Here is a 25926-nt window from a genome sequence, read left to right on the forward strand (position 1 = left end):
GTCACCACGAGTTGATGGCTGTATGAATTAAGACCGAGCGAGGTGTTGGCGTGAACATTAATGCAACCCTGATTGGCCAATCCGTTGCTTTCCTGATTTTTGTACTCTTCTGCATGAAGTATGTATGGCCTCCGGTCATCACTGCTCTGCAAGAGCGCCAAAAGAAGATTGCCGACGGCTTGGACGCTGCCAACCGCGCAGCTCGCGACCTGGAGCTGGCCCAAGAGAAAGCGGGTCAGCAACTGCGTGAAGCTAAAGCACAAGCAGCCGAAATCATCGAGCAAAGCAAGAAACGCGCTGCTCAGCTTGTCGAGGAAGCCCGTGAACAGGCCCGCGTCGAAGCTGACCGTGTGAAGGCTCAGGCTCTGGCCGAGATCGAACAGGAACTGAACAGCGCTAAAGACGCTCTGCGTGCCCAAGTGGGTGCTCTGGCCGTTGGTGGTGCTGAAAAGATCCTTGGCGCCACAATCGATCAAAACGCGCATGCGGAGCTGGTTAACAAACTGGCCGCTGAAATTTAAGCGAGGGCGATCATGGCAGAACTGACCACGTTGGCCCGACCTTACGCTAAGGCTGCCTTTGAGCATGCCCAGGCCCATCAGCAACTGGCCAATTGGTCAGCCATGCTCGGCCTGGCTGCTGCGGTGTCGCAAGACGACACCATGCAGCGCCTGCTCAAGGCCCCGCGACTGACGAGCGCAGAAAAGGCCGCCACGTTCATTGACGTGTGCGGTGACAAGTTCAATGCACAGGCACAGAATTTCATTCATGTTGCCGCGGAAAACGACCGTCTCCTGCTTCTGCCGGAGATTGCCGCCCTGTTCGACCTGTACAAGGCCGAGCAAGAGAAATCCGTGGACGTGGAAGTCACCAGTGCCTTCGCGTTGAACCAAGAACAGCAAGACAAACTCGCCAAGGTTCTCAGTGCACGGTTAGGCCAGGAAGTGCGCCTGCACGCGTCGGAGGATGCCAGCCTGATTGGCGGCGTCGTCATCCGCGCCGGTGACCTGGTAATCGATGGCTCTGTTCGCGGCAAAATCGCGAAACTGGCCGAAGCATTGAAATCTTGAGTTTGAAGGGGCAGCAGAGCAATGCAGCAACTCAATCCTTCCGAAATTAGTGAAATCATCAAGGGCCGCATCGATAACCTCGATGTGAGCTCCCAAGCCCGTAACGAAGGTACCGTCGTTTCGGTATCCGACGGTATCGTGCGGATCCACGGTCTGGCCGACGTCATGTACGGCGAAATGATCGAGTTCCCTGGCAGCGTCTACGGCATGGCCCTGAACCTGGAGCAAGACTCCGTAGGTGCAGTGATCCTGGGTGCCTATGACACCCTCGCCGAAGGCATGAGCGCCAAGTGCACCGGCCGCATCCTGGAAGTTCCGGTTGGTAAGGAACTGCTGGGTCGCGTCGTTGACGCACTGGGTAACCCGATCGACGGCAAAGGTCCTCTGGGCAACACCCAGACCGACGCAGTCGAGAAAGTGGCTCCAGGCGTGATCTGGCGTAAGTCGGTAGACCAGCCTGTACAGACTGGTTACAAATCCGTCGACGCCATGATCCCTGTCGGCCGTGGCCAGCGTGAGCTGATCATTGGCGACCGTCAGATCGGCAAGACCGCCATGGCCATCGACGCCATCATCAACCAGAAAGACTCCGGTATTTTCTGTGTTTATGTTGCAGTCGGCCAGAAGCGTTCCACCGTTGCCAACATCGTTCGCAAGCTGGAAGAAACCGGCGCCCTGGCCAACACCATCGTGGTTGTTGCCAGTGCTTCGGAATCCGCCGCACTGCAATTCCTGGCGCCATACGCCGGTTGCACCATGGGCGAGTTCTTCCGCGACCGCGGTGAAGACGCACTGATCGTTTACGATGACCTGTCCAAGCAGGCCGTTGCCTACCGTCAGATCTCCCTGCTGCTGCGCCGTCCACCAGGACGCGAAGCATACCCAGGCGACGTGTTCTATCTCCACTCCCGTCTGCTGGAGCGTGCATCGCGCGTTTCGGAAGAGTACGTCGAGAAGTTCACCAACGGTGCTGTTACTGGCAAAACCGGTTCCCTGACCGCTCTGCCGATCATCGAAACCCAGGCTGGCGACGTTTCTGCGTTCGTTCCGACCAACGTGATTTCCATCACCGACGGTCAGATCTTCCTGGAATCGGCCATGTTCAACTCGGGCATCCGCCCTGCAGTTAACGCCGGTGTTTCGGTATCCCGCGTAGGTGGTGCCGCTCAGACCAAGATCATCAAGAAGCTGTCCGGTGGTATTCGTACCGCTCTGGCTCAGTACCGTGAACTGGCTGCATTCGCCCAGTTCGCGTCCGATCTGGACGAAGCGACCCGCAAGCAGCTGGAGCATGGTCAGCGCGTTACCGAGCTGATGAAGCAGAAGCAGTACGCGCCGATGTCCATCGCGGACATGGCTCTGTCGCTGTACGCCGCTGAGCGTGGCTTCCTGATCGACGTAGAAGTCTCCAAGATCGGCAGCTTCGAGCAAGCTCTGATCGCCTTCTTCAACCGTGATCACGCTGAACTGATGGCGAAGATCAACGTGAAGGGTGACTTCAACGACGAAATCGACGCAGGCCTGAAAGCCGGTATCGAGAAGTTCAAGGCCACCCAGACCTGGTAAGCCGCAGCGGGGGCTCAGGCCCCCGCTTGCTAACCTGATAGGTGATACATGGCAGGCGCAAAAGAGATTCGCAGTAAGATTGCGAGCATCAAAAGCACGCAAAAAATTACCAGCGCCATGGAGAAAGTGGCGGTCAGCAAGATGCGCAAGGCACAAATGCGCATGGCTGCTAGCCGTCCTTACGCGGAACGTATCCGCCAGGTGATCGGTCATCTGGCCAACGCCAACCCGGAATACCGCCACCCGTTCATGATCGAGCGCCCTGTAAAGCGCGCTGGTTATATCGTGGTGAGCAGTGACCGTGGTCTGTGCGGTGGCTTGAACACCAACCTGTTCAAGGCCCTGGTCAAGGACATGAGCGCAAACCGCGAACAGGGCGTGGAAATCGACCTGTGCGTGATCGGCAGCAAGGGTGCGACTTTCTTCCGCATCTTTGGCGGCAACGTCGTAGCAGCGATCAGCCACTTGGGCGAAGAGCCATCGATCAACGATCTGATCGGCTCCGTCAAAGTGATGCTGGACGCCTACCTGGACGGCCGTATCGATCGCCTCTCGGTGGTTTCGAACAAGTTCATCAATACCATGACCCAGAAGCCGACGGTCGAGCAATTGGTACCGTTGGTGGCAACCCCGGATCAGGATCTCAAGCATCACTGGGACTACCTGTACGAACCCGACGCAAAAGAGCTGCTGGACGGCTTGATGGTGCGCTACGTGGAGTCGCAGGTTTACCAGGCGGTGGTCGAGAACAACGCTGCTGAACAAGCGGCCCGGATGATCGCCATGAAGAACGCCACAGACAACGCCGGTGATTTGATCAAAGAGCTTCAGTTGATCTACAACAAGGCGCGTCAGGCTGCGATCACCCAGGAGATCTCGGAAATCGTCGGCGGCGCTGCCGCGGTTTAACGGTTCACATATTCAGAGGATCCAGCTATGAGTAGCGGACGTATCGTTCAAATCATCGGCGCCGTCATCGACGTGGAATTCCCACGTGACGTCGTGCCGAGTGTATACAACGCGCTTAAAGTACAAGGCGCGGAAACCACCCTGGAAGTTCAGCAGCAGCTGGGCGACGGCGTGGTTCGTACCATTGCGATGGGCTCGACCGAAGGCCTGAAGCGCGGTCTGGATGTCGTTGACACCGGCGCTGCCATTTCCGTTCCAGTTGGTAAGGCCACCCTGGGCCGTATCATGGACGTACTGGGCAACCCGATCGACGAAGCCGGCCCGATCGGCGAAGAAGAGCGTCGCGGTATCCACCAGCCAGCGCCTTCGTTCGCTGACCAGGCAGGCGGCAACGACCTGCTGGAAACCGGCATCAAGGTTATCGACCTGGTTTGCCCGTTCGCCAAGGGTGGTAAAGTTGGTCTGTTCGGTGGTGCCGGTGTCGGCAAGACCGTAAACATGATGGAACTGATCCGTAACATCGCCATGGAACACAGCGGTTACTCCGTGTTCGCTGGTGTGGGTGAGCGTACTCGTGAGGGTAACGACTTCTACCACGAGATGAAGGACTCCAACGTTCTCGACAAGGTAGCGCTGGTCTACGGTCAGATGAACGAGCCACCAGGAAACCGCCTGCGTGTAGCGCTGACCGGCCTGACCATGGCCGAGAAGTTCCGTGACGAAGGTAACGACGTTCTGCTGTTCGTCGACAACATCTATCGTTACACCCTGGCCGGTACCGAAGTATCCGCACTGCTGGGCCGTATGCCTTCTGCAGTAGGTTACCAGCCGACCCTGGCTGAAGAGATGGGCGTTCTGCAAGAGCGCATCACCTCCACCAAGGAAGGTTCGATCACCTCCGTACAGGCCGTATACGTACCTGCGGACGACTTGACCGACCCGTCGCCAGCGACCACCTTCGCCCACTTGGACGCCACCGTCGTTCTGTCCCGTGACATCGCCTCCCTGGGTATCTACCCAGCGGTCGACCCACTGGACTCGACTTCGCGCCAGCTGGACCCGAACGTGATCGGCAACGAGCACTACGAGACCGCTCGTGGCGTTCAGTATGTTCTGCAGCGCTACAAAGAGCTGAAGGACATCATTGCGATCCTGGGTATGGACGAACTGTCCGAAGCCGACAAGCAACTGGTAGCCCGCGCTCGTAAGATCCAGCGCTTCCTGTCGCAGCCGTTCTTCGTGGCAGAAGTCTTCACCGGTTCGCCAGGCAAGTACGTTTCCCTGAAAGACACCATCGCTGGCTTCAGCGGCATCCTCAAAGGTGACTACGACCACCTGCCAGAACAAGCGTTCTACATGGTCGGCAGCATCGACGAAGCGATCGAGAAAGCCAAGAAACTGTAATTCCTGCGCCCCGCAAGGGGCGCTATCAGGTTGAGGCAAGCAGATGGCTATGACAGTCCATTGCGATATCGTCAGCGCGGAAGGAGAGATCTTCTCCGGCCTGGTCGAGATGGTGGTTGCGCACGGTAACCTGGGTGATCTTGGTATCGCTCCAGGCCATGCGCCGCTGATCACCAATCTCAAGCCTGGTCCGATCACGCTGACCAAGCAGGGTGGCGCACACGAGGTGTTCTACATCTCTGGTGGTTTCCTCGAGGTTCAGCCGAACATGGTCAAGGTGCTTGCCGATACCGTGCAACGTGCTGCAGACCTGGATGAAGCTCAGGCTCAGGAGGCCCTCAAGGCTGCCGAGAACGCCCTGAATCTGAAAGGCGCGGACTTCGACTACGGCGCCGCCGCCGCACGTCTGGCCGAGGCCGCAGCCCAGCTGCGTACCGTCCAGCAAATGCGCAAAGGCAAGTAATCGGCCACGGCTGATAACTTCTGTTGCGATTGAGTAAAAGGGTAGCCTCGGCTACCCTTTTTCTTTTTCTGTTTTCTCCCCCGGTCTTTCACTGACCGCCCAGGATTGGTAGCCAGTAATGTCACTCGATATCGTTATTCTCGCCGCCGGCCAAGGCACCCGCATGCGCTCGGCGCTGCCCAAAGTGTTGCACCCGGTGGCTGGCAATTCCATGCTCGGCCATGTTATCCACAGCGCGCGCCAACTTCAGCCGCAAGGTATTCACGTGGTCATTGGCCATGGTGCCGAGCTGGTTCGCGAGCGGCTGGCTGCTGACGACCTGAATTTCGTCATGCAGGACAAACAGCTGGGTACCGGTCATGCTGTTGCCCAGGCACTGCCAGCGCTGACCGCTGACACCGTGCTGGTGTTGTACGGCGACGTGCCGTTGATCGAAGTGGAGACCCTGCAGCGTCTGTTGGCCAAAGCCAACGATCAGCAGCTGGGGCTTCTGACAGTCACCCTCGACGATCCGACCGGCTATGGCCGGATTGTGCGTGACGAGCAGGGCAAGGTAACTGCCATCGTTGAGCACAAGGACGCCAACGACGCGCAGAAAGCGATCAAGGAAGGCAACACCGGCATTCTGGCCTTGCCGGCCGGGCGCCTCGCCGACTGGATGGGCCGCCTGTCGAACAACAACGCCCAGGGCGAGTATTACCTGACTGACGTAATCGCCATGGCAGTGGCCGATGGCTTGGTGGTGGCCACTGAGCAGCCACACGACGCTATGGAAGTGCAGGGCGCCAACGACCGCCGCCAGCTCTCCGAGCTGGAGCGTCACTACCAGTTGCGGGAAGGCCGCCGTCTGATGGCTCAGGGGGTTACCCTGCGTGATCCGGCACGCTTCGATGTTCGTGGTGAAGTAAGCGTTGGTCGTGACGTGCTGATCGACATCAACGTGATTCTCGAAGGCAAGGTGGTCATCGAAGACGATGTGCAGATCGGCCCTAACTGCGTGATCAAGAACACGACCCTGCGCAAAGGCGCGGTGGTCAAGGCCAACAGCCACCTCGAAGGCGCCGTGATGGGAGAGGGCAGCGATGCTGGCCCGTTCGCCCGCCTGCGCCCGGGCAGCGTACTGGACGCCAAGGCCCATGTGGGTAACTTCGTTGAACTGAAAAACGCCCACCTGGGTGAAGGGGCCAAGGCTGGTCACCTGACCTACCTGGGGGATGCCGAAATCGGTGCGCGCACCAATATCGGCGCCGGCACCATCACCTGCAACTACGATGGCGCCAACAAGTTCAAGACCGTGATGGGTGAAGACGTGTTCATCGGTTCGAACAACTCGCTGGTGGCGCCTGTGGAAATCAAGGCCGGCGCGACCACCGCAGCCGGCTCGACCATCACCCAGGCTGTAGAAGCGGGTGACCTGGCTGTAGCCCGTGCGCGCCAGCGCAACATTTCGGGCTGGAAGCGCCCGGAGAAGATCAAGAAGAGCTGAGTTATTCTCAGCCGTTTCGATCGAAAGCCGACTTATGTGAATAAGTCGGCTTTTTTATTGGCGCGGCTGCGCCTATAGGACCGCCTCAAAGCAGAAGCAAACAATCCACAGGTCAGCGACAGCTTGACGAATCGCGCGTCTTAGGTTTTGATTGCAACCACTAACTTTCGAATCGAAACTTAAACGCACATGTCGAAACGAAACACACCACAACGGCGACACAATATTCTGGCTTTGCTCAGCGAGCAGGGTGAGGTAAGTGTGGACGCGTTGGCCAAGCGTTTCGCCACCTCGGAAGTGACCATTCGCAAAGACCTCGCCGCCTTGGAAACCAACGGCTTGTTGTTACGCCGCTACGGTGGTGCGGTGCCGGTGCCGCAAGAGTTGCTCGGTGAACCGGCACAACCCGTCTCTTCCTATAAAAAGGCCATTGCGCGTGCCGCCGTGGGGCGTATCCGCGAACATGCACGCATTATCATCGACAGCGGCAGCACCACGGCGGCAATGATCCCCGAACTGGGGCGCCAGCCAGGCCTGGTGGTGATGACCAATTCGCTGAATGTGGCCCGTGCAATCTGTGACCTCGAACACGAGCCGGTGCTGCTGATGACCGGTGGCACCTGGGACCCGCATTCCGAATCGTTCCAGGGCCAGGTCGCGGAGCAGGTACTGCGCTCCTACGATTTCGACCAATTATTCATCGGTGCCGACGGCATCGACCTCGGCCGGGGTACCACCACCTTCAACGAGCTGCTTGGGCTGAGCCGGGTCATGGCCGAAGTTGCCCGTGAAGTGATCGTGATGGTCGAGTCGGACAAGGTGGGGCGCAAGATCCCTAACCTCGAGCTGCCCTGGGGCAGTGTGCACACCCTTATTACAGATGAACGCCTGCCAGCAGCAGCGCGCGAACAAATTCAAGCCCGCGGCATCAACCTGATCTGCGCCGCGATCAGCCAGGAGCAATAAAACATGTGTGGAATCGTTGGTGCTGTCGCCGAGCGTAATATCACAGCCATCCTGATCGAAGGCCTCAAGCGTCTTGAATACCGCGGTTACGACAGCGCCGGTTTGGCTGTACTCACCCAGAACGGTGAACTGCAGCGCCGCCGGCGCATCGGCAAGGTCAGCGAGCTGGAGGTTGCTGTTGCTGATGACCCATTGGCAGGCCAGCTGGGTATTGCCCACACCCGCTGGGCTACTCACGGCGCGCCGACTGAAGGCAACGCCCACCCGCACTTCTCGGGCAATGATGTGGCCGTGGTGCACAACGGCATCATCGAGAACCACGAGGAACTGCGCGAAGAGCTGAAGGGGCTGGGCTATGTCTTCAATTCGCAGACCGATACCGAAGTCATCGTCCACCTGATCCACCACACCCTGAAGAGCATTCCAGACCTGACCGACGCCCTTAAGGCGGCGGTGAAGCGCCTGCACGGCGCTTACGGCCTGGCGCTGATCAGTGCCAAGCAGCCGGACCGCCTGGTGGCCGCGCGCAGTGGTAGCCCGCTGGTTATCGGCCTGGGCCTTGGCGAGAACTTCCTGGCTTCCGACCAGCTGGCGCTGCGTCAGGTTACTGACCGCTTCATGTACCTGGAAGAAGGCGACATCGCTGAAATCCGCCGTGATCAGGTCTCTATCTGGGACCAGCAGGGCAACAAGGTCCAGCGCGAAACCGTGCAATATCACGAAGGTGCCGAGGCTGCCGACAAGGGCGCTTACCGCCACTTCATGCTCAAGGAAATTCACGAGCAGCCAAGCGTTGTTCAGCGCACGCTTGAAGGCCGCCTGGGCAAGGACAACGTGCTGGTCCAAGCCTTTGGCCCGCAAGCTGCCGACCTGTTTGCCAAGGTGCGCAACGTGCAGATCGTTGCCTGTGGCACCAGCTACCACGCCGGTATGGTTGCGCGTTACTGGCTGGAAAGCCTGGCCGGCATCCCTTGCCAGGTAGAAGTGGCCAGCGAGTTCCGTTACCGCAAGGTGGTGGTGCAGCCGGACACTCTGTTCGTCTCCATCTCGCAGTCCGGCGAAACCGCCGATACCTTGGCCGCACTGCGAAACGCCAAGGAGTTGGGTTTCCTCGGCAGCCTGGCGATCTGCAACGTGGGTATCAGCTCGCTGGTACGCGAGTCGGACTTGACCCTGCTGACCTTGGCCGGCCCTGAAATCGGCGTGGCTTCGACCAAAGCATTCACCACCCAGTTGGTTTCGCTGATGCTGCTGACCCTGGCCCTGGGTCAGGTGCGCGGTACGCTGGAAGCCGGTGTCGAAGCTGAGCTGGTTGAAGAGCTGCGTCGACTGCCAACCCGCCTGGGCGAAGCCCTGGCCATGGATGCCACCGTCGAGAAAATTGCCGAGCTGTTCGCCGACAAGCACCATACCCTGTTCCTCGGCCGCGGCGCGCAGTACCCGGTGGCGATGGAAGGTGCTCTCAAGCTTAAAGAAATTTCCTACATCCACGCCGAAGCTTACCCAGCAGGCGAGCTGAAGCACGGCCCGCTGGCTCTGGTGGACAACGACATGCCGGTGGTTACCGTTGCACCAAACAACGAACTGCTGGAGAAGCTGAAGTCCAACCTGCAGGAAGTGCGTGCCCGTGGTGGCGAGCTGGTCGTGTTCGCCGACGAGCACGCTGGCATGACCAATGGTGAAGGCACCCACGTGATCAAGGTGCCGCACATTGCCGACGCCTTGGCGCCAATCCTGTACACCATTCCGCTGCAGTTGCTGTCTTATTACGTGGCCGTGCTTAAGGGGACCGACGTTGACCAGCCGCGCAATCTGGCCAAGTCGGTGACTGTCGAGTAACGGGTAGTCAGGTGTTGATCAGCTGTTTTTGAATAATAAAGGTTGTCACAAAACAATAAAGGTTGTCACAACGTAATAAAGGTTGTCACAAGGCAGGCTCTGACCGCACATCGGGCCGGAGCCAGGCCTTGGAGATTCGGGTGACAATCCTCTACCCAACGCTGTGACTGTTGTCCTGGCTTAGCCCGCTCTCTGGGGTGTCCCCTGTGCACGACACCTGTCCTCGTCCCGGTCGAGCGGGTCGCCCAATTTTGAGCGACTCGAACAATGGCATCCATGCCCATAGCTCCGGTCAAGGCTGCACATCGCAAGCTGATGACCCAGGCAAAAATAGATAAGAAAATTCAATCGGGTCGTGGGTGTGGAGTCAGAGATTCCTATAAGCCATGGATCAAAGTGTGGGAGATCAAATCAAAGGGTGTCTCTCATATGATCGCGGGGGTTAAAATTCACCGCACACACCACCTGCTGTCCAATGCAGAGCGAGATTACTTAACTGTACTTGAGCACGATGCCTCGATCATCGATATCCGAGAGCAGTATCCTCTGCTGACACAGGCTGAGACCCAAGCAATTGCCTCAAGTATTAACTGTCGCCACCCTGTATATCCTGGCACGCAAATACCTGTCGTTATGACGACGGACTTTCTCGTTACCTTCTTAGATTCCTCTGGCGAAACAAGGCTAGCTGCTCGATCAGTGAAATACCGAAAAGAGTTTGAGCAAGCTGATCTTCAGGCGCGTAATCGAATAGCAGAAAAGCTAGCCATCGAAGAAAAATACTGGGCAATGAGGGGAGTGGACTGGAAGCTGGTCCTGCATGAAAACCTCTCAAAGATAAAATTAGCGAACCTCAAGATTCTCAGGACATACGCCAGTATTCACCCCTCGTTACCGACGGAGAAGAACATCGGCAATTTGCTTGGATACATTGAGGAGGCAAAGACGGATCAAATACCGTTAAAAATTCTTTTGGATAAAGCGTCTCGTGACCTTTACATTGAATATATGGGGGTAAAGCGCCTCTTCCATCACCTGCTATGGAACGGTCGTTTAGAGTCAGATCTTACCTCGAAAATAATAAGCATGTCGCAGCCGTTGCACGTATGGCCGAATCAAAGGTCAGCGGCTTTGTCTCTGCCAAACGAGGTTTCCCATCATGCTTGATCTTAAAATCAACAGCATTGTCACTCCTGGCGAAGAACCTAGCCTACTAAAAAAAGCGGTTCGGATTTTAGGCATAGATGATGATTCTGTAATTGTGATTGAGCTGAGTACGAATCCCAGCAAGCCGTGGCAGATCGAGCGGTCCGTTTTGATTGACGATATTGACGCAGGGCGCGCAATCTTAAGTCGAGAAATGGTGCCCTTACATCTGCTCAGAAGTGATGATGAAATTAGTGAAAATGAAAAATCGAGCCGAAATCGTAACTGGAGCCTTATAAGAGGGTTAGTAGAAGATCGCTCCGCCTTGGAAATTCTTGGACCGGGTTTTGGAAAGCTGGTTGCTAGGCATGCCCTAGAGGCAGGAGTAGAGCGTAAACAGATATACCGGCTTCTATACCGCTACTGGAGCATGGGGCAGACACCTAACGCGTTTCTATGGAACACTAGTGCTTGCGGTGGTCGGGGAAAGAAAAAGGATCGATCCTCAGGCATTATCCCCGGTAGGCCGCGTAAGTATCGTGGTGTCGTTGTCAATGATGGTGGTGCCATCACGCTCGAACCGCGCCATCTCTCTCATATCCGTTTGGCTTACGGGCGGGTTGCTAGCGGCAAATGCGGCACCCTGAAAGATGCACATAAGTGGATGTTAAACAAATTTTATAGAGAGACTCTGCCAGACGGCTCGAAAGGAAATATTGTACGCGGCAGTTACCCGACTACTACCCAGCTCAGATATCACGGTAAGCTTTTTTTCGATGATCTTTATAAACTTAAGGTGCGTGGCGGTTCTGTTCGATACAACAAAGATCATCGTGCTATCGTTGGCGCAGCTTCCCAAGGCCTGATGGGTGCGACCCATCGATATGAGATAGATTCCACCATCGCTGATGTATATTTAGTGCATCGCGTTAACAGGCTATGGCTCATAGGACGCCCCATACTTTATGTGGTCGTCGATACCTTTACTAGAATGATTGTAGGGATTCACGTGGGCCTTGAGGGTCCCAGTTGGAATGGGGCTCGACACGCGATATACAATGCTTGCACCCCAAAGGTCGATTTTTGCAAGCGATACAATGTTGAAATAGATGAGGCTGACTGGCCGTGCTCGCACTTGCCAGTCGAAATTGTTGCTGACCGGGCCGAACTTCTAAGTGAGGCTGGGGCAACGCTGTCGCAAAGCTTGGGACTAGCGGTGCAAATTTTGCCCCCCTTTAGGCCTGATTGGAAAGGGATCATCGAAAGCCGCTTCCGTCTGATCAATGAACACCTGGACTTGAAATTTGTTCCAGGCGGAGTAGATGCTCGTAAAATGGAGCGTGGTGATAGGGACTACCAACTCGATGCGATTTTGGATATCGACGAGTTCACAGAAATGGTTATTGTAGGGGTCTTGGCACACAATAAGAGCCTACGCATACCACACCTATTAAGTCGCGAGATGATTGCCGACGGTATAGAAGCGACGCCTATAGCAGTTTGGAATTGGTCTAAAGCTAATAGTCCTATCAATTCTAAAGTGGTTTCTCCGGCTGAGTTGAAAATTGCTTTACTGCCCTCTCAAGAGTGTCGTATCAGTCGAGGCGGTATTGTTTTCCAAGGCGTCCAATATACATGTCAAACAGCCTTGCGTGAGGAGTGGTTGGAGCGCTCGCACAATCTGCGGACGAAGTATGTTCGAGTATTCTACGATCCTAACTCTATTGAAAATTGTTGGATCAAGTCCGAAGCAGGTTTTGAGGCTTTAACTATTGTACCGCAGCAACGGCAGAAATATGGTGGACTCCGTATGGAGGAGGTTCTTGATATGGTCCATGTCTTGAACCAAGTATCGCCGGATGCCCGTTATGACAGTGACAATACTGCGGCGCTGGTAAGGGGGCGGCAAGAGGAAATCCTTGACCGGGCCAAAGCCAAACGTGCCGCACAGGGTGACCCGAAATCGAATGCAGATTTCAAGCGGGACAAACGTGCCAAGCGTGCGACCGAAGCTCAGACCGAGCGCGATTCCCATACCGCTGATCTGAATCAGCTACGCGTTGTGGATCACACGCCCCTTGCGGGAGAAAATTCTAGGCCAGTCACCGGCAGGCCCAGTTCCACAAGAAGCGCGGCGTTTCTGAAACTGGTAGTCAGCGAGGGTAGCGAGACAGAGACATGAACGATTTGACCTTCTCCCCCGCAGAATATATTCCTACAGGCATGCCTCAATATGATGGCAACCCGCTGATTGAATGCTTGCCTAGAATTCTCTCGGATGTTGATGTGGTGAGGCGTGTTGGGAACCTTCCGCCGAAGCCCGACGAGGCCGAACGAGCGTTGCCACCGAAGCTTCGCGGCCATGGGATCAACCGGCTCAAAGATGTTGTGGTTCCATTCGAAATCCACTTGCGCCTCGAAGACCTATTCAGCCAGCTGATCCGCTACGGCTATTCGGGCCGCAATCCGCTGTTGGCATCATCTGTTAGGCATCGATTGCCTTCCTCAGCAGATGCCAAGCGCCATGGATTCATGTCCACCGCTGAGACGATGACCCTGATTGGCTTGAGTGGTATGGGCAAGACCACAGCGCTTAATTCCATAGCAAGGCTTTATCCGCAGGTGATCAGTCACAGCAGATATAAAGACGCGATTCTCATCGAAACCCAGGTTGTGTGGCTAAAGATTGAGTGCCCTCACGATGGCTCGTTGCGCGGTTTTTGCGCAGCATTCTTCTCTGCACTGGACGCTGCGTTAGGTGTCGAAAAATACTCTCGCAGGGGCGGTGCCGCCAACAGCATCAGCGTAATGCTCCAGCACATCAGTCAGCTGTGCAAAACCTTTTTTATCGGTGCTTTGATAATTGATGAAATGCAGCATCTTTGCTCGTCGCGAGGGGGGCAGGATCGGGAAAAGTTACTGAATTTCTTCGTAACTTTATCCAATGATGCGGGCGTTCCGCTTGTCTATGTAGGGACCAACGCAATGCTTCCGCTTTTTTCTGGTGTGTTGCGTAATGCCCGAAGAGCGGCGGGGATGGGACCAATCGCCTTTGACCGTTTCAGCGAAGACGATCCGTTTTGGCATCACTTGGTGTCCCAACTCTGGGCCTATGACTGGACGGAATCTTGCGCTCCCCTGACGAGTGACCTCCTGTCCAAGATCTATGATCTCACCCAGGGCAATACAGATTTCCTAGCGAAACTGCTTATGCTTGCGCAGCGTCATGTTATTTGGGAAGGAATCGACGCCATTACGCCAGCCGTGCTTCAGCAGGTGTATGACAATCAAATGAGGCTTTTGCACAAGCCCATCGAGGCCCTTCGAAGCGGTGATCCTCTTCAGATTGCTGATTTCGAGGACATGATGCCTACAAAAGACCAAATCGCTCAGATGATGAGCTACGACTTGGCTCGCCGGGCGGACCGGGCTCATCTTTCGCTACTTACACAGACCGCGATAGCACCTTCACCTCTAGCAAAGGACAAATCGGTGCCGAAGGCTCCGAGTCGTACGGTCGTACCGGTTGCTGACGGCGCGTTAACTAACGTGCATTTTTCGAAGGACGAAGACCTTCAGGCTCAGCTCGAACAGCGCGGCTGGGTGGATAGGGATTCTTCCTGGTAATTTGACGCAGGGGAGCTCAGGGCAGTGGCTAACCTTCTGTTCTTCCCCCAGCCGTTTCCGGATGAGTCGCTCTATAGCCTGGCCGTGCGCTATCACAAGCTAGCAGCGAATCAGGGATACCGAGCGACCAGCCAAGAGCTGTTCGGTAGCTACTCGCGTACCTGCGGTTCCATCCTGCCGTGCTGCTTAGAGGCTCTGTCTGAACGTCTCAGAGGCGCCTTCTCTGTAGGAGAGCTGATCGAGCGCTTCACGCTTTTACCGCTTTTTCTGCCTTTTTTGGACGACGAGAAGGGCCGCGATGCTGCCGTTCTAATGGGAGGTAATCGAGGTACAGGCCTCAAGATGGCCTTGGGCATTACAGCATCGCGTTTCCTCCAACACGCCTCGTTTAGGTATTGCGAGAGCTGCGTCAGAGAGGACATTCTGGAGTGCGGCTCAGCTTATTGGCATCGTATTCACCAAGCATCGGGCACTTGCATTTGTCCACGCCACAGCGAAGTACTACAGGCGATTAGATTCCCCGGATGGTCAGATTGGCGTTGTATGTTGCTTCCGGGGGAATCTGCTGGAACGCCGGTTATGGACTGTGGTGACCACAGCGGGGCCGTTGCCATTGCCCACATGCAGCTGTGGGGGCTAGACCATCCCAATGAGATGAAAACGATTCTGGCTGGAAATTTGCTCAGGAACCGTTTGGACGAGATGGGTTTTATCAGGTCTGGACGAATTAGAGAGCAGATGCTGAGAGATTTTTTAACCAGGCGACTTCGGTGCAGTCCTAGCGCCGCCGAATTCGAAGAAATGGTTCGATCCGCTGAGTGGGTCTTTCAGATATTGCGGCGACAAGGTCGAACCGTGCAGCCTTTCAAGTTCTATTTTCTCTGCTGGCTCCTTGATCTAGAGCTGGAGCACCTGAAGACCTACCGTCTAGAGGACGTTAATCGCGCTGGTATTGTGGTCCGGCCTGATGAACCGAATAACCTCATCCCTGACGATGACCTTCACGCCCGGCGAATAGCGTTTGCGAAGAGTACGAATCTCAAATGTCATGACAAGCCGGGCTATCAGTGGTTGTACCGCCACGACAGGGAATGGTTGGCCCGTTATGTTGCTGGGAACCCCTACCACAGAGACCGAAGAATTTTGATCGATTGGCAATCCAGGGACTCGGCCCTTGCGTTGGAGCTCGCTAAAGCGAAGACGATGATTCTTTCTGTAGACGGAAAGCCTCAGCAGGTCACCCGCGCTGCTCTATGTAGGCGTGTCCTAAACGCTCATGCTTTCCTCAAGATGCCGGACCACTTTCCGATGAGCACTAGGTTGATGGCGGGTTTACTTGAGTCTACTCATGACCATCAGCTACGTAAAATCCGGTGGGCAATTCGAGAATACTCGCTGACTGAAAACTGTGCGATGAGTGTTTTATACCGTTATGCAGGAATAAGAATATCTCGCGTATCCGAAGATGAAGTCTTTACGCAGATACGTGACGATATGGATTAGTTTTCATGGCTTCGTGCAAAAGTTTATTGAATATGACTGTTTTCTTCTCCCGCAGCACGTCTTGCTCATCCTTATTATTTAGCAAGTTGAAATAATTTTCAGCGGTGTGGCATCCAAGAAACACATAGATAGGATATTTGTCGCTGGTAGAGATACTGGCATGGGTGAGTCTCGAAGTTATGCCCATTTCTTCGTTGATCAGTTTGGAAATATTCAGCTGGGTTTTTTCGAATGCGCTAGTTCGATTTATCATGAGGCTTGCATATGCGACAAAGTCTGCCATTCCATCCTTGATCATAGGGCCGCTATAGTCCAAAAGGTCTGCGACAAATTTGGCATACATATGACGGTTTGATCCGAATTCTCGCTTTTGACGTTTTGACCATGTGTTAAGCTTGCTGCACTTGGCTAGGTGATTAATCTCGTGCTTTTTCATTGGTATTGAGCAGGTCGGACATGTCTCGATTAGAGCGCGGGCATGAGTACTGCACACCTGTACGGAACCCAATACGTGCCTGCGATGAATATAGGGGCTTCCGCAATTATCCAAGTCTTCGCGAACACAATCTGGACAAACCTTTTCCCAAGTTTTCGGTGTGACGATTGCGGTCGCTCGATGACGCCCGAGGGCAGCTATCATAGGATACAAAGTGTGATCGCTTAAGGCTAGGTCCGAAATCTTGTGCTCGTCTAGCAGCTTTGGGTAATAGAATTCTTGATGCGGCCGCCACTCTGTTTGCAACTTCCCCAAAGTCTTATTAATTCCGAACCCAATACGAGGTTTCGCTTTTATATAGAAATCTTCAGTTTTCAACGATTTAATGCCTAGGAGCTCATTGCCGCGCTTAAGCGCAGATGCGATATATTCTCCAGGTAATGGTGTGAAAATTTTCATGCAATGATGTTCTGGAAGACGAGTGGTATGGCATTTTAGTTAGAAGACACCGGTACTGCATACACGTTAGTGATCGTTTTGGGCTAAGGTGTGAAGGTTAAAGGGCGTCGGGCGTGCTTGGGAATCAAATTTGATCTAGTCTGACAGCCAACGCACAAGAGGAGGTCGATGCAATGAATCCTACAAGCACGCCCCCACCTGTTGAATCGCAGGCTTTTGCACCAACGTTCCACTTGGTTCATACCGACCTTGATGAGTTGAGCCAGCTGGAGCTCCTGCGTCTTGTCCAAACAGGATTTTTTTTCAGCGACGTGAAATGCATGGTCGAGTCCTCAAGCCTATTCAAGGCTCGTAACCTCGTCAGGCGAATCACAGGAATATCGACCAGAAGCGTTCACCGTCTGAGCCATTCCGTTCAGGCCCATCGCCTGGATGCCCAGCAGAGCGCGGTGGCGTTTCAATATGCGAAAGGACTGGAGCTTGCGTCGAAGGTATTTGGCTCTCAGATGCTCGCGGAGCAGTGGCTTTGTCGGCCGTGCGGCCGTTTGATGGGGTTTGTACCCTTCGAGATGCTCGACACGTCGCTCGGATTCAGCGTGGTAGCGGACTATCTTGAGCGTCTTCGCCTGGGTGTCTATCAGTAGTGTGCCTGAGGGGAATTGGTATGCCGTGTAGACGCAACGCTACCTCCATCTGCAAGCCGGACTTACAACCTTGTAATCCCCGTATCACTCAATTGACAGCGACAAAATCCTAATCTTCAGTCACGTCTATTGGAGTGATTGAAATGAAAGTCATCAAAAGCATCGCGGCCATCCTGGCCATAGTGGCCTCCTCAACCGCGCTCGCCGAAGGAGGATCCGACCGTCTATACGGGAAGATGATTCAGGCCAATGAGCAAGCTATGCGAGCTTATGCGGCCGTCAATGATATGAAGCCACCGGAGGTGATCCATTATCGCTACGGGATGCGGCTCGACGTGGCGAGAGTAATCAGCATGACATCGACCAAGGCGAGCTGTGACGTGATGCCAGCACAGATGAACTACGAGGATTCCAATGGAGACCTGAAAATCCTTGAGTACCGGACCGCTGGTATCGGTTGCCGGGGCCAGAACTGAGCACTGATCGAGCGGGCAGGACTTAGGCTGATAAAAGCCGGGTTGAAGCGTCAATTCCGGCGATTGATCGCCTGGTTACCGGCTTTCATGACTGGTGGAGTACGATGAGAATTGGTAGCTCAGGCAGGACAGCCCAATGACTCAATCAGCGCGCACCACGGTCAAGTGCCTTGATCCCGGCGACGGCTCCGGCGATGTGATTGTGGAACTACCCGACGACATTCTGCGCGAGCTCGGGGTCACGACGGGCGACAGACTCTCCATCGAGCTTATCAACGGCGATATCGTACTCAAGCCAGTCCGCGAGCGCCGTGAATCTGATTAGCTACGCTTTGCAGGCCCTCTGTGTCGTCGTGTTGAGCTGATGAAACTTTCTAGCGGGGATTTATGGGACGGCAGTCAGCCTACTGCCGTCCTTCTGGTCGGTGCGTTATTTGGCTGGATAGTTGGCGACTACTTGGTCCTCGCCGCTTTTGGTCAAACCAATAACCTGGTAGGCATGGCTTACACCATCAACCTCCATGCCTGGGGATCCAGCTGGCATTCCTGGCACGGCGATCCCTACCAGATCGTTCCGCTCCTTGAGTTCTCGAATCTGCTCAGCTGGCACGTGACCTTCAACAAACTTTCCGTCAATCACGGCTGTATGGCAGGACGCTAACCGAGGCGCTACGCCCAGCTTCTGTTTCACTGCGCTCATGTCCGTCTCAACATGGTCGGTCACTTTGAAACCATTGGCTTCTAGGTGCGCGATCCACTTCTTGCAGCAACCGCAGTTCGCATCTCGGTGAACGTCGATGGACAATGGCTCGGCGGCGTAGGCCGCCGAGGCCACCAGCAGCCCAGCGATTGCGGCTAGCCGAACGAGTATCCGGTTAGTTGGCATGAGTGTGCTCCTTACCGTCTTTGTGAACATGCGTCTTTGTCGACGATTTCGGGTGGGCGTCCGAATGGGCTTCGGCCGCATTGTGGTCACCGTGATGATCTGCCGCTTGGGCGGCGCCTGCGGGTGCAGCTCCATGGTCGTGAGCTGTCTGAGCATGGTCGTCATCTGCCGCTTCGTCGTGATCGCCACGCTCGGCATGACCGCTCCCGCCGTGCTGGCCCTCATGATTATGCATATCGCTTTCACCGCCGCCGTGCTGATGGCCGCCGCTCGTGGCCACCAACGCCTTGTACTGCTCAGGATTCATTTGGGGCAGTTGGTCAAGGAACGCGACTATTCCCCAGATGTACTCATCACCCATGCTCTTGCCCCAGGCGGGCATGCCGGTGGCTTTGATGCCGTGCTTGATCGTCCAGAATGCGGCAGCCGGGTCGTCTCCGACACCCACCTTGGTGAGGTCAGGTGGCGACGGGTATAGCGCTTGGCTGAGTTCTGTCTTTCCAACGCCAGGGGCGAGGTGGCACCCAATGCACATGGCGTTGTAGTTGCCTGCGCCTGCCTTGATCAACGCAGCATTCTTCAGGTCAGGCACTTCAATGTCTCGCGCTCGAACCTCAATCGACCGGTCGCGAGCCATGGCGAGAAACGAATGGACAGCCGGGAAGTGAGGATCATCGGCGCCGACATTCACCAAGCCGAAATACGCGGTGCCCAATACCGCAGCACTTCCGACAGCACCGGCCACAAGCAGCGTTGTAATTGTTCTTTTCATGTTGGAATTCTCAGAACCACATCCTGATACCGGCAACGAAGCGTGCCTCATCAACATCTCCACCCTCGTCTCGGATGAAGTCAGCGGTTTTGCCGTAGGAGCGGCTCCAGGTAACGCCTATGTACGGGGCAAACTGGCGGACGATTTCATACCGTAGACGCAGCCCGACTTCGGTATTGGCCAGACCCGATCCAACACCGCGCTCAGGATCGTTCTTGCCATAGAAGTTCGCCTCAGCCGTGGGCTGCAAAATCAAGCGATTGGTCAGCAGGATGTCGTATTCGCCTTCAAGACGCGCAGCAGTCTGGCCGTTTTCGCCGATGAACGCCGTAGCTTCGGCCTCGAAGTCATACAAGGCCATGCCCTGAATACCAAAGGCTGCCCAGGTCTGCGGTGATTCCGGTTTGAAATCCTGACGGACCCCGGCGACCACGTCCCACCAAGGACTGACCGAGCGCCCGTATAGCAGTTGCAGCTCAGCATCTTCGGTTACCCCGTTGGTGCGCTCGCCTTCCGACCGAACCCAGAGTCGATTGATGTCGCTACCTACCCAGCCAGATGCATCCCAAGCCAGGGTGCTGCCCTCATCGGCGTCCTGGTATTCGAGCTGGTCCAACAGGAAGAAGCTGTTGATTCCGCTGTCGTGCACCTGGTGGCCACCCAAAGGCGGAAAGGCTGCCTCGCGGTCGGCATCAGTGAGCACTGGAATCGGCGTGCGGCTCGTTGTGGTCGGAGAAGTCGCTGAACCAGGATTCATCTGGGAATGGTCCATGCCCTTCATCGAACCGTGATCCATGCCCTTCATGTTTCCATGGCCCATTTTGCTGTGGTCCATCTTGCTATGGTCCACCGGGCTGGATTTGCTCTGGCTTTGAGCATGCCCCATCTGGCTGTGATCAACAGGGGCAGGCTGTTTCTGCTGTTTGCTCATCCCCATCTTGCTGTGATCCATCGCCGGCATCGATTCGGACGGAGCAGCATCCATTTGCATGGAACCGTGCCCCATTTTCGAATGATCCATGCCCGAGTGATCCATTTCTTCAGCGGCGAAGCTGGGCGTTACGCCCAGCATGCCGATTGAAACAGTCAGGGCCAGCAGCGAAGGCCGCCCAAGGCTATTGACCATCTTTCCCTGCCTTAGCTTTGTCGCTGCCATGCGATTCCATCATTTTGTCGTGGTCCACGCCTTCCATCGAGCCATGGTCCATCCCCTTCATCGAGCCGTGGTCCATACCTTCCATGGACCCATGGTCCATGCCTTCATGGTTCATGCCCTGGCCCTGCTTGTCCTGCGAACCTTTGGCTTTACCGGCCTCGGTGGATTTCTGGGAATGCTGATCGTGGTTGTCGCTAGACCACGACGACGGGGCATAAACAGCCAACATGCCGACCATCGCAGCAGAGAGGAAAAAGGCGCTTCGTTTCATTGGTTTGCTCATCTCAAATCTCCAGTTCATTCGTCCACACGGACTTCTCGGAACATGCCCATTTCCATGTGGAACAGTAGGTGACAGTGATAGGCCCAACGTCCCAAGGCATCTGCGGTGACGCGATAGCTTCGTTTTGAGCCAGGTGGCATGTCGATGGTGTGCTTGCGAACCATGAAGTTGCCGTTCTCGTCCTCCAGATCACTCCACATACCGTGGAGATGGATGGGGTGAGTCATCATGGTGTCGTTGACCAAGGTGATGCGAAGACGCTCGCCATATTTCAACCGCAGCGGTTCAGCGTCGGAGAATTTGATACCGTCGAACGACCATGCGAACTTCTCCATGTGGCCGGTAAGGTGCAGTTCGATTGTGCGTCCAGGCTCTCGACCATCGGGATCGATGAAGGTGCTCCGCAAATCGGCGTAGGTCAGCACTCGGCGCCCGTTGTTGCGCAGGCCAATTCCCGGATCGTTCAGCTTCGGGGTCGGCGACATGGTCTGCATATCGACCAACGGGTTGTTGGTCTCGGAAGTCGGATGGCTCTGCATTGCACCGCTCATGCCGGCCATGCCCTCATGACCCATCCCAGCCATCTTGCTGTGATCCATGCCGGCCATGTTGCCGTGGTCCATTCCAGCCATCTTGCTGTGGTCCATGCCGGCCGTGCTGCCATGGTCCATTCCAGCCATCTTGCTGTGGTCCATGCCGGCCATGTTGCCATGGTCCATTCCAGCCATCTTGCTGTGGTCCATGCCGGCCATGTTGCCGTGATCCATTCCAGCCATCTTGCTGTGGTCCATGCCGGCCATGCTGCCATGGTCCATCCCAGCCATCTTGCTGTGATCCATGCCGGCCATGTTCCCTTGGTCCATGCCAGCCATGCCGCCGTGATCCATTCCGCCCATGCTGCCGTGGTCCATGCCCATATCGCTCATGGCGATGATCGGGCGTGGATCTACCTCCGGTACGGGCGCTTGCAAGCCTTCACGAACCGCCAGGGTGCCTCGGGAGTACCCGGTGCGGTCCATAGATTGCGCGAAGATCGTATAGGCCTGCTCGTTTTCAGGTTCGACGATGACATCGAAGGTTTCGGCAACGGCGATCCGGAACTCATCGACCGATACGGGTTTGACGTACTGGCCGTCGGCAGCCACAACCGTCATCTTGAGCCCAGGAATCCGGACATCGAAATAGGTCATGGCCGAGCCGTTGATGAAGCGCAGACGGATCTTCTCGCCGGGCTTGAAGATGCCCGTCCAGTTGCCGTTCGGCGCTTGGCCGTTCATGAGGTAGGTGTAGGTATACCCACTAACGTCAGCCAGGTCGGTGGGGCTCATCTTCATTTCAGCCCACATCTTCCGATCCGCTACAGCGGCCGACCAGCCTTTCTCGCTCACATCGTCAACGAAGTCGCTAACTGTGCGCTTATGGAAGTTGTAGTAGTCAGATTGCTTCTTGAGTTTGGAGAGCACCCGCGCCGGGTCTTCATCCGTCCAATCGCTGAGCATGACGACATAATCACGGTCGTACACAAACGGCTCCGGATCCTTGGCATCAATCACCAACGCCCCATAGACCCCGGACTGTTCCTGGAGGCCTGAGTGGCTGTGATACCAGTAAGTGCCGTTCTGGTGGACCTTGAACTTGTATTCGTACATGCCATCGGGAGCGATGCCGTGGAAGCTCAAGCCCGGCACACCGTCCATGTTGGCGGGCAGGATGATGCCGTGCCAGTGAATGGAGGTGTCCTGTTTCAGCCGGTTGCGTACGCGCAGCGTCACGGTGTCGCCTTCGCGCCAACGCAGGATCGGCCCTGGCACGGAGCCGTTGATGGCCATGGCCGTACGAGCTGCACCCGTGATGTTGACGGGCAGTTCGCCAATATACAGATCGAAGTCCGTGCCGCTCAGCACGTTCGGTTGGCCAGGGCTTGTCACGGCCCAGACCGGCGCGCGCCACATGCCGAGCCCACCCAGAAGTCCGGTAGCGGCCAGGCCTTTGACGAATGATCGTCTCGTGGTTTTGCTTTGCATGCCGTTGCGTCCAGTCAGGTAGATCGCTGATATCCAGGCTGCTCGATGGCGCAGCCCTTGGGTTCATTGGAGCTCTCACCAGTCTCGTAGACTTTCGCCACTGCGCGAGGCTGATGAGAGGCCGTAGTCTGAAACTGCCATAGTTCAGATTCCGGAGTGATTACATTTCTGTAAGCTCGGATCAGCAGCTTTCGTGGCCGGCATGCTTGCTGGACTGGGCGGCGACTGGCGCCTGCTCTTTCTTCTCCTGCGCAACTTGGAATGCCTGCATGGAGCTTTGGCGAGCCGCTTCCATCCGCGCAAAGGTCCGGTCCGCGCCGCCCTCTGCCAGGGCGATGCCTGCCATGCCGAAGGTAACGACCATCACAATTGCTTTGACCATGTTCATCTGGAGATCCTCAGTGGGTTCTGCGCCTCATGGCGTCAGGTACAGGGTCAAGTTAGCTTCGCGGTGCTGTCAGAAAACTGATCTCGACATTACTTTTCCGTCAGCTTCTGGTTGGACGACTTTTTTCCTGCAAACTGGAGATGCACCCCGCGTGGATGAGAGCAGATGAAATTACTCGTAGCCGAAGATGAGCCAAAAACCGGTGTCTACCTCCAGCAAGGCCTGACAGAAGCTGGCTTCACCGTTGACCGGGTGATGACAGGCACTGACGCCTTGCAACAGGCACAGAGCGAAGCGTATGACTTGCTGATCCTCGACGTGATGATGCCGGGGCTCGATGGCTGGGAGGTCCTGCGCAAGATCCGTGCGGCGGGGCAGGATGTGCCGGTCCTTTTCTTGACAGCCCGAGACGGCGTAGACGACCGCGTGAAAGGCTTGGAACTGGGCGCGGATGATTACCTGGTGAAGCCCTTTGCGTTCTCGGAGCTGCTGGCTCGGGTTCGCACGTTGCTGCGCAGAGGCAACGGTGGTTCTGCTCAAACCACTATGAAGATGGCAGACCTTGAGGTAGACCTGCTCAAGCGTCGAGCTACGCGAAACGGCAAGCGGATTGACCTTACTGCCAAGGAGTTTTCCCTGTTGGAGCTGCTCATGCGCCGTCGCGGCGAGGTCCTCCCAAAGTCGCTGATCGCTTCTCAGGTCTGGGACATGAATTTCGACAGTGACACCAACGTGATCGAGGTCGCGATTCGCCGACTGCGGGCCAAGATTGATGACGACTTCGCGCCAAAGCTCATCCATACCGCCCGAGGCATGGGCTACATGATGGATGTGCCGGAGTGATGCGCCCGCAATCATCGCTCGTCAAGCGACTGACCCTGATGTTCATGTTCGCGGTGACTGCTGTTCTGGTGGTTGCCGGCGTGGCTTTCTACGGGCTCAGTCAGCACCATTTCCGGATGCTGGATGAGCAGGCACTTTCCGAAAAGCTGGAGTCAACGCGTCATATCCTGTCCATCTCAGCAGCGCGAGGCGGGCTCGACGATCAGGAGCAGCAGCTGCGGGCATTGCTCGGCGCACATCAGGATCTATCGGCGAAAATCACCAAGGCTGACGGTACGGTCCTTTTTTCAGACCCCAAAGCCTCCAAAATTCCTCAGCGGTTCGAGCAGGCGCACCGGGGTGCGGTCTGGGAATGGCAGGATGAATCGCAGAACTTTCGCGGCATTACCGCCCAGCTGACCATTGCAGGCGAGCCGGAACCGGTGACGGCCGTGCTGATGCTCAATGTCACCACTCACGCCCATTTCTTTGTCACCCTTCAATGGTGGTTCGGAATTGGCCTGGTGATCAGCGCGATTGTGAGCGCAGGCTTGGGCTGGGTCGTTGCCAAGAGTGGGCTTCGGCCTGTTGGGCAAATCACTAAAGTGGCCACCGGGATGTCGGCAAGATCGCTCCGCGAGCGCATTCCGCTGGAGCCCGTGCCGCTGGAGCTTCAGGAGCTCATCCTGTCTTTCAACGGGATGCTGGGACGGTTGGAGGATGCATTCGTTCGGTTGTCCAACTTCTCTGCCGATATCGCTCACGAGTTGAGAACGCCAGTCAGCAACCTTCTGACCCATACCGAAGTGGTGCTCACCAAGAAGCGTGACCTGGATGCCTATGAGGAAAACCTCTATTCGAACCTGGAGGACCTCAAACGCATGTCGCACATGATCGACGACATGCTTTTCCTCGCCAAGGCGGATAACGGTCTGATCGTGCCCGAGCAGATTGATGTGGAACTCTCCGACCTCGTATCCAAGCTGTTCGAGTACTACCAGTTCCTGGCTGAGGATCAAGGCATCCAGCTGACCCTACACGGGCAGGGTAAGGTTCGTGGCGATCGCCTGATGATTGACCGAGCGCTTTCCAACCTTCTATCCAACGCGTTGCGCTACACCCCGGAAGGCAACGAGATATCAGTGCAGATCGAGCAGACGCCTGAAAGCGTGACGCTTTCCGTGCGTAACAGCGGGGTAACCATCGACCCCCAGCACATTGGCAAGATCTTCGACCGATTCTATCGAGCCGATCCAGCCAGGCGCGAAGGCGGCCCAAGCAATGCAGGCCTGGGGCTGTCGATAACCCGCTCTATCATCGAGGCTCATAGTGGACGAATCTGGTGTACTTCAGCGGAAGGTGTCACAACTTTCTTCATCAGTCTCCCAGCCTCCAAGCGGTTGGTTAGTGCAGCCTCAACCCCTTAATGCTGAACTCATCCCGGTAACCTATACTCGCCCATCATGAATCGGTTCATTCGACTGCTCACCATCCTGATGCTTATCGTGGCGCTTCCGCTTAACGGGATGGCGGGCATCGATTCGGCGACTGAACCTTGCCCAATGCAGGCCATGGGCATGGAAACGATGGCGGGTATGGAT

25 protein-coding genes are annotated in these 25926 nt (G+C 55.9%); 18 read left to right on the forward strand and 7 right to left on the reverse strand.

The genetic code is table 11. The annotated features are described in order from the left end of the window. Positions 1 to 50 precede the first annotated feature (50 nt). The 13 genes from N5D53_RS13410 to N5D53_RS13470 all read left to right on the forward strand — a co-directional run bounded on the left by N5D53_RS13410 (position 51) and on the right by N5D53_RS13470 (position 15979). Positions 51 to 521 carry a F0F1 ATP synthase subunit B gene (locus N5D53_RS13410; RefSeq protein WP_003253189.1) on the forward strand — a complete coding sequence of 157 codons (471 nt, stop codon included), beginning with the start codon at positions 51 to 53 and terminating at the stop codon, positions 519 to 521. A 12-nt stretch (positions 522 to 533) separates the two neighbouring features. Beyond that, the gene (locus tag N5D53_RS13415; RefSeq protein WP_003253191.1) at positions 534 to 1070 is read left to right on the forward strand and encodes a F0F1 ATP synthase subunit delta; all 537 of its coding nucleotides are present in this window, start codon (positions 534 to 536) and stop codon (positions 1068 to 1070) included. Positions 1071 to 1091: 21 nt separating this feature from the next. Further along, positions 1092 to 2636: a F0F1 ATP synthase subunit alpha gene (atpA, locus tag N5D53_RS13420; protein WP_010955887.1), complete on the forward strand. Its 1545-nt coding sequence runs from the start codon at positions 1092 to 1094 to the stop codon at positions 2634 to 2636. 48 nt (positions 2637 to 2684) lie between these two features. Beyond that, complete coding sequence (gene atpG / locus N5D53_RS13425) at positions 2685 to 3545, forward strand: F0F1 ATP synthase subunit gamma (RefSeq protein ID WP_003253195.1); 861 nt, start codon at positions 2685 to 2687, stop codon at positions 3543 to 3545. A 27-nt stretch (positions 3546 to 3572) separates the two neighbouring features. Continuing rightward, positions 3573 to 4949: a F0F1 ATP synthase subunit beta gene (gene atpD / locus N5D53_RS13430; RefSeq protein WP_003253197.1), complete on the forward strand. Its 1377-nt coding sequence runs from the start codon at positions 3573 to 3575 to the stop codon at positions 4947 to 4949. Positions 4950 to 4992: 43 nt separating this feature from the next. Continuing rightward, on the forward strand, positions 4993 to 5412 hold the full coding sequence (locus N5D53_RS13435) for a F0F1 ATP synthase subunit epsilon (protein WP_010955886.1): 420 nt from the start codon (positions 4993 to 4995) through the stop codon (positions 5410 to 5412). 118 nt (positions 5413 to 5530) lie between these two features. Further along, a complete protein-coding gene (glmU, locus tag N5D53_RS13440; RefSeq protein WP_104962841.1) occupies positions 5531 to 6898 on the forward strand; it encodes a bifunctional UDP-N-acetylglucosamine diphosphorylase/glucosamine-1-phosphate N-acetyltransferase GlmU in 1368 nt (455 codons plus the stop codon). A 189-nt stretch (positions 6899 to 7087) separates the two neighbouring features. Beyond that, on the forward strand, positions 7088 to 7864 hold the full coding sequence (locus N5D53_RS13445) for a DeoR family transcriptional regulator (protein WP_003253204.1): 777 nt from the start codon (positions 7088 to 7090) through the stop codon (positions 7862 to 7864). 3 nt (positions 7865 to 7867) lie between these two features. Beyond that, positions 7868 to 9703 (forward strand): glutamine--fructose-6-phosphate transaminase (isomerizing), encoded by a 1836-nt coding sequence (gene glmS / locus N5D53_RS13450; RefSeq protein WP_020190289.1) that lies wholly within the window; start codon positions 7868 to 7870, stop codon positions 9701 to 9703. Positions 9704 to 9970: 267 nt separating this feature from the next. Continuing rightward, the gene (locus N5D53_RS13455; protein ID WP_049798467.1) at positions 9971 to 10870 is read left to right on the forward strand and encodes a TnsA endonuclease N-terminal domain-containing protein; all 900 of its coding nucleotides are present in this window, start codon (positions 9971 to 9973) and stop codon (positions 10868 to 10870) included. Further along, entirely contained in the window at positions 10863 to 13031 is a 2169-nt protein-coding gene (locus N5D53_RS13460) for a Mu transposase C-terminal domain-containing protein (RefSeq protein ID WP_129931854.1), read from the forward strand. Before N5D53_RS13455 ends, N5D53_RS13460 begins: the two co-directional genes overlap by 8 nt. Continuing rightward, a complete protein-coding gene (locus N5D53_RS13465; protein ID WP_104886850.1) occupies positions 13028 to 14476 on the forward strand; it encodes an ATP-binding protein in 1449 nt (482 codons plus the stop codon). Before N5D53_RS13460 ends, N5D53_RS13465 begins: the two co-directional genes overlap by 4 nt. 24 nt (positions 14477 to 14500) lie before the next feature. Next, the gene (locus N5D53_RS13470; RefSeq protein ID WP_013974897.1) at positions 14501 to 15979 is read left to right on the forward strand and encodes a TniQ family protein; all 1479 of its coding nucleotides are present in this window, start codon (positions 14501 to 14503) and stop codon (positions 15977 to 15979) included. On the opposite strand, the gene N5D53_RS13475 is transcribed toward N5D53_RS13470, so the two are convergent. Then, positions 15951 to 16874: a TniQ family protein gene (locus N5D53_RS13475; protein WP_241799391.1), complete on the reverse strand. Its 924-nt coding sequence runs from the start codon at positions 16872 to 16874 to the stop codon at positions 15951 to 15953. The two genes, N5D53_RS13470 and N5D53_RS13475, sit on opposite strands and share 29 nt — an antisense overlap. 173 nt (positions 16875 to 17047) lie before the next feature. Here N5D53_RS13475 and N5D53_RS13480 point away from each other — a divergent pair, with 173 nt between their 5' ends. The 3 genes from N5D53_RS13480 to N5D53_RS13490 all read left to right on the forward strand — a co-directional run bounded on the left by N5D53_RS13480 (position 17048) and on the right by N5D53_RS13490 (position 18319). Further along, a complete protein-coding gene (locus N5D53_RS13480; RefSeq protein WP_044047197.1) occupies positions 17048 to 17518 on the forward strand; it encodes an antitoxin Xre/MbcA/ParS toxin-binding domain-containing protein in 471 nt (156 codons plus the stop codon). 143 nt (positions 17519 to 17661) lie between these two features. Continuing rightward, positions 17662 to 17994, forward strand: a complete 333-nt coding sequence (locus N5D53_RS13485; protein ID WP_044047196.1) for a DUF2790 domain-containing protein — start codon at positions 17662 to 17664, stop codon at positions 17992 to 17994. A gap of 136 nt (positions 17995 to 18130) precedes the next feature. After that, the gene (locus N5D53_RS13490; RefSeq protein WP_016489899.1) at positions 18131 to 18319 is read left to right on the forward strand and encodes an AbrB/MazE/SpoVT family DNA-binding domain-containing protein; all 189 of its coding nucleotides are present in this window, start codon (positions 18131 to 18133) and stop codon (positions 18317 to 18319) included. 105 nt (positions 18320 to 18424) lie between these two features. Here the strand turns inward: N5D53_RS13490 and N5D53_RS13495 are convergent, their stop codons facing one another. The 6 genes from N5D53_RS13495 to N5D53_RS13520 all read right to left on the reverse strand — a co-directional run bounded on the left by N5D53_RS13495 (position 18425) and on the right by N5D53_RS13520 (position 23503). Next, on the reverse strand, positions 18425 to 18880 hold the full coding sequence (locus N5D53_RS13495) for a DUF411 domain-containing protein (RefSeq protein WP_177413593.1): 456 nt from the start codon (positions 18878 to 18880) through the stop codon (positions 18425 to 18427). Further along, positions 18870 to 19652 (reverse strand): cytochrome c, encoded by a 783-nt coding sequence (locus tag N5D53_RS13500; RefSeq protein WP_129931852.1) that lies wholly within the window; start codon positions 19650 to 19652, stop codon positions 18870 to 18872. The genes N5D53_RS13495 and N5D53_RS13500 overlap by 11 nt, the downstream gene beginning before the upstream one ends. A 10-nt stretch (positions 19653 to 19662) precedes the next feature. Next, positions 19663 to 20778 carry a copper resistance protein B gene (locus N5D53_RS13505; protein ID WP_129931851.1) on the reverse strand — a complete coding sequence of 372 codons (1116 nt, stop codon included), beginning with the start codon at positions 20776 to 20778 and terminating at the stop codon, positions 19663 to 19665. Beyond that, on the reverse strand, positions 20768 to 21091 hold the full coding sequence (locus N5D53_RS13510; protein WP_129931850.1) for a hypothetical protein: 324 nt from the start codon (positions 21089 to 21091) through the stop codon (positions 20768 to 20770). Before N5D53_RS13510 ends, N5D53_RS13505 begins: the two co-directional genes overlap by 11 nt. Before the next feature lie 14 nt (positions 21092 to 21105). Continuing rightward, on the reverse strand, positions 21106 to 23115 hold the full coding sequence (locus tag N5D53_RS13515) for a copper resistance system multicopper oxidase (RefSeq protein WP_129931849.1): 2010 nt from the start codon (positions 23113 to 23115) through the stop codon (positions 21106 to 21108). A gap of 181 nt (positions 23116 to 23296) precedes the next feature. Further along, a complete protein-coding gene (locus N5D53_RS13520; RefSeq protein ID WP_060519770.1) occupies positions 23297 to 23503 on the reverse strand; it encodes a co-regulatory protein PtrA N-terminal domain-containing protein in 207 nt (68 codons plus the stop codon). 165 nt (positions 23504 to 23668) lie between these two features. On the opposite strand from N5D53_RS13520, the gene N5D53_RS13525 reads away from it, so the two are divergent. Both N5D53_RS13525 and N5D53_RS13530 read left to right on the forward strand, forming a co-directional pair. Further along, the gene (locus N5D53_RS13525; protein ID WP_129931848.1) at positions 23669 to 24346 is read left to right on the forward strand and encodes a heavy metal response regulator transcription factor; all 678 of its coding nucleotides are present in this window, start codon (positions 23669 to 23671) and stop codon (positions 24344 to 24346) included. Beyond that, entirely contained in the window at positions 24346 to 25752 is a 1407-nt protein-coding gene (locus tag N5D53_RS13530) for a heavy metal sensor histidine kinase (RefSeq protein WP_129931875.1), read from the forward strand. The genes N5D53_RS13525 and N5D53_RS13530 overlap by 1 nt, the downstream gene beginning before the upstream one ends. Positions 25753 to 25926: the final 174 nt, after the last annotated feature.

This window comes from Pseudomonas sp. GD03862 (genome assembly GCF_029840855.1).
GTDB lineage: Bacteria > Pseudomonadota > Gammaproteobacteria > Pseudomonadales > Pseudomonadaceae > Aquipseudomonas > Aquipseudomonas alloputida.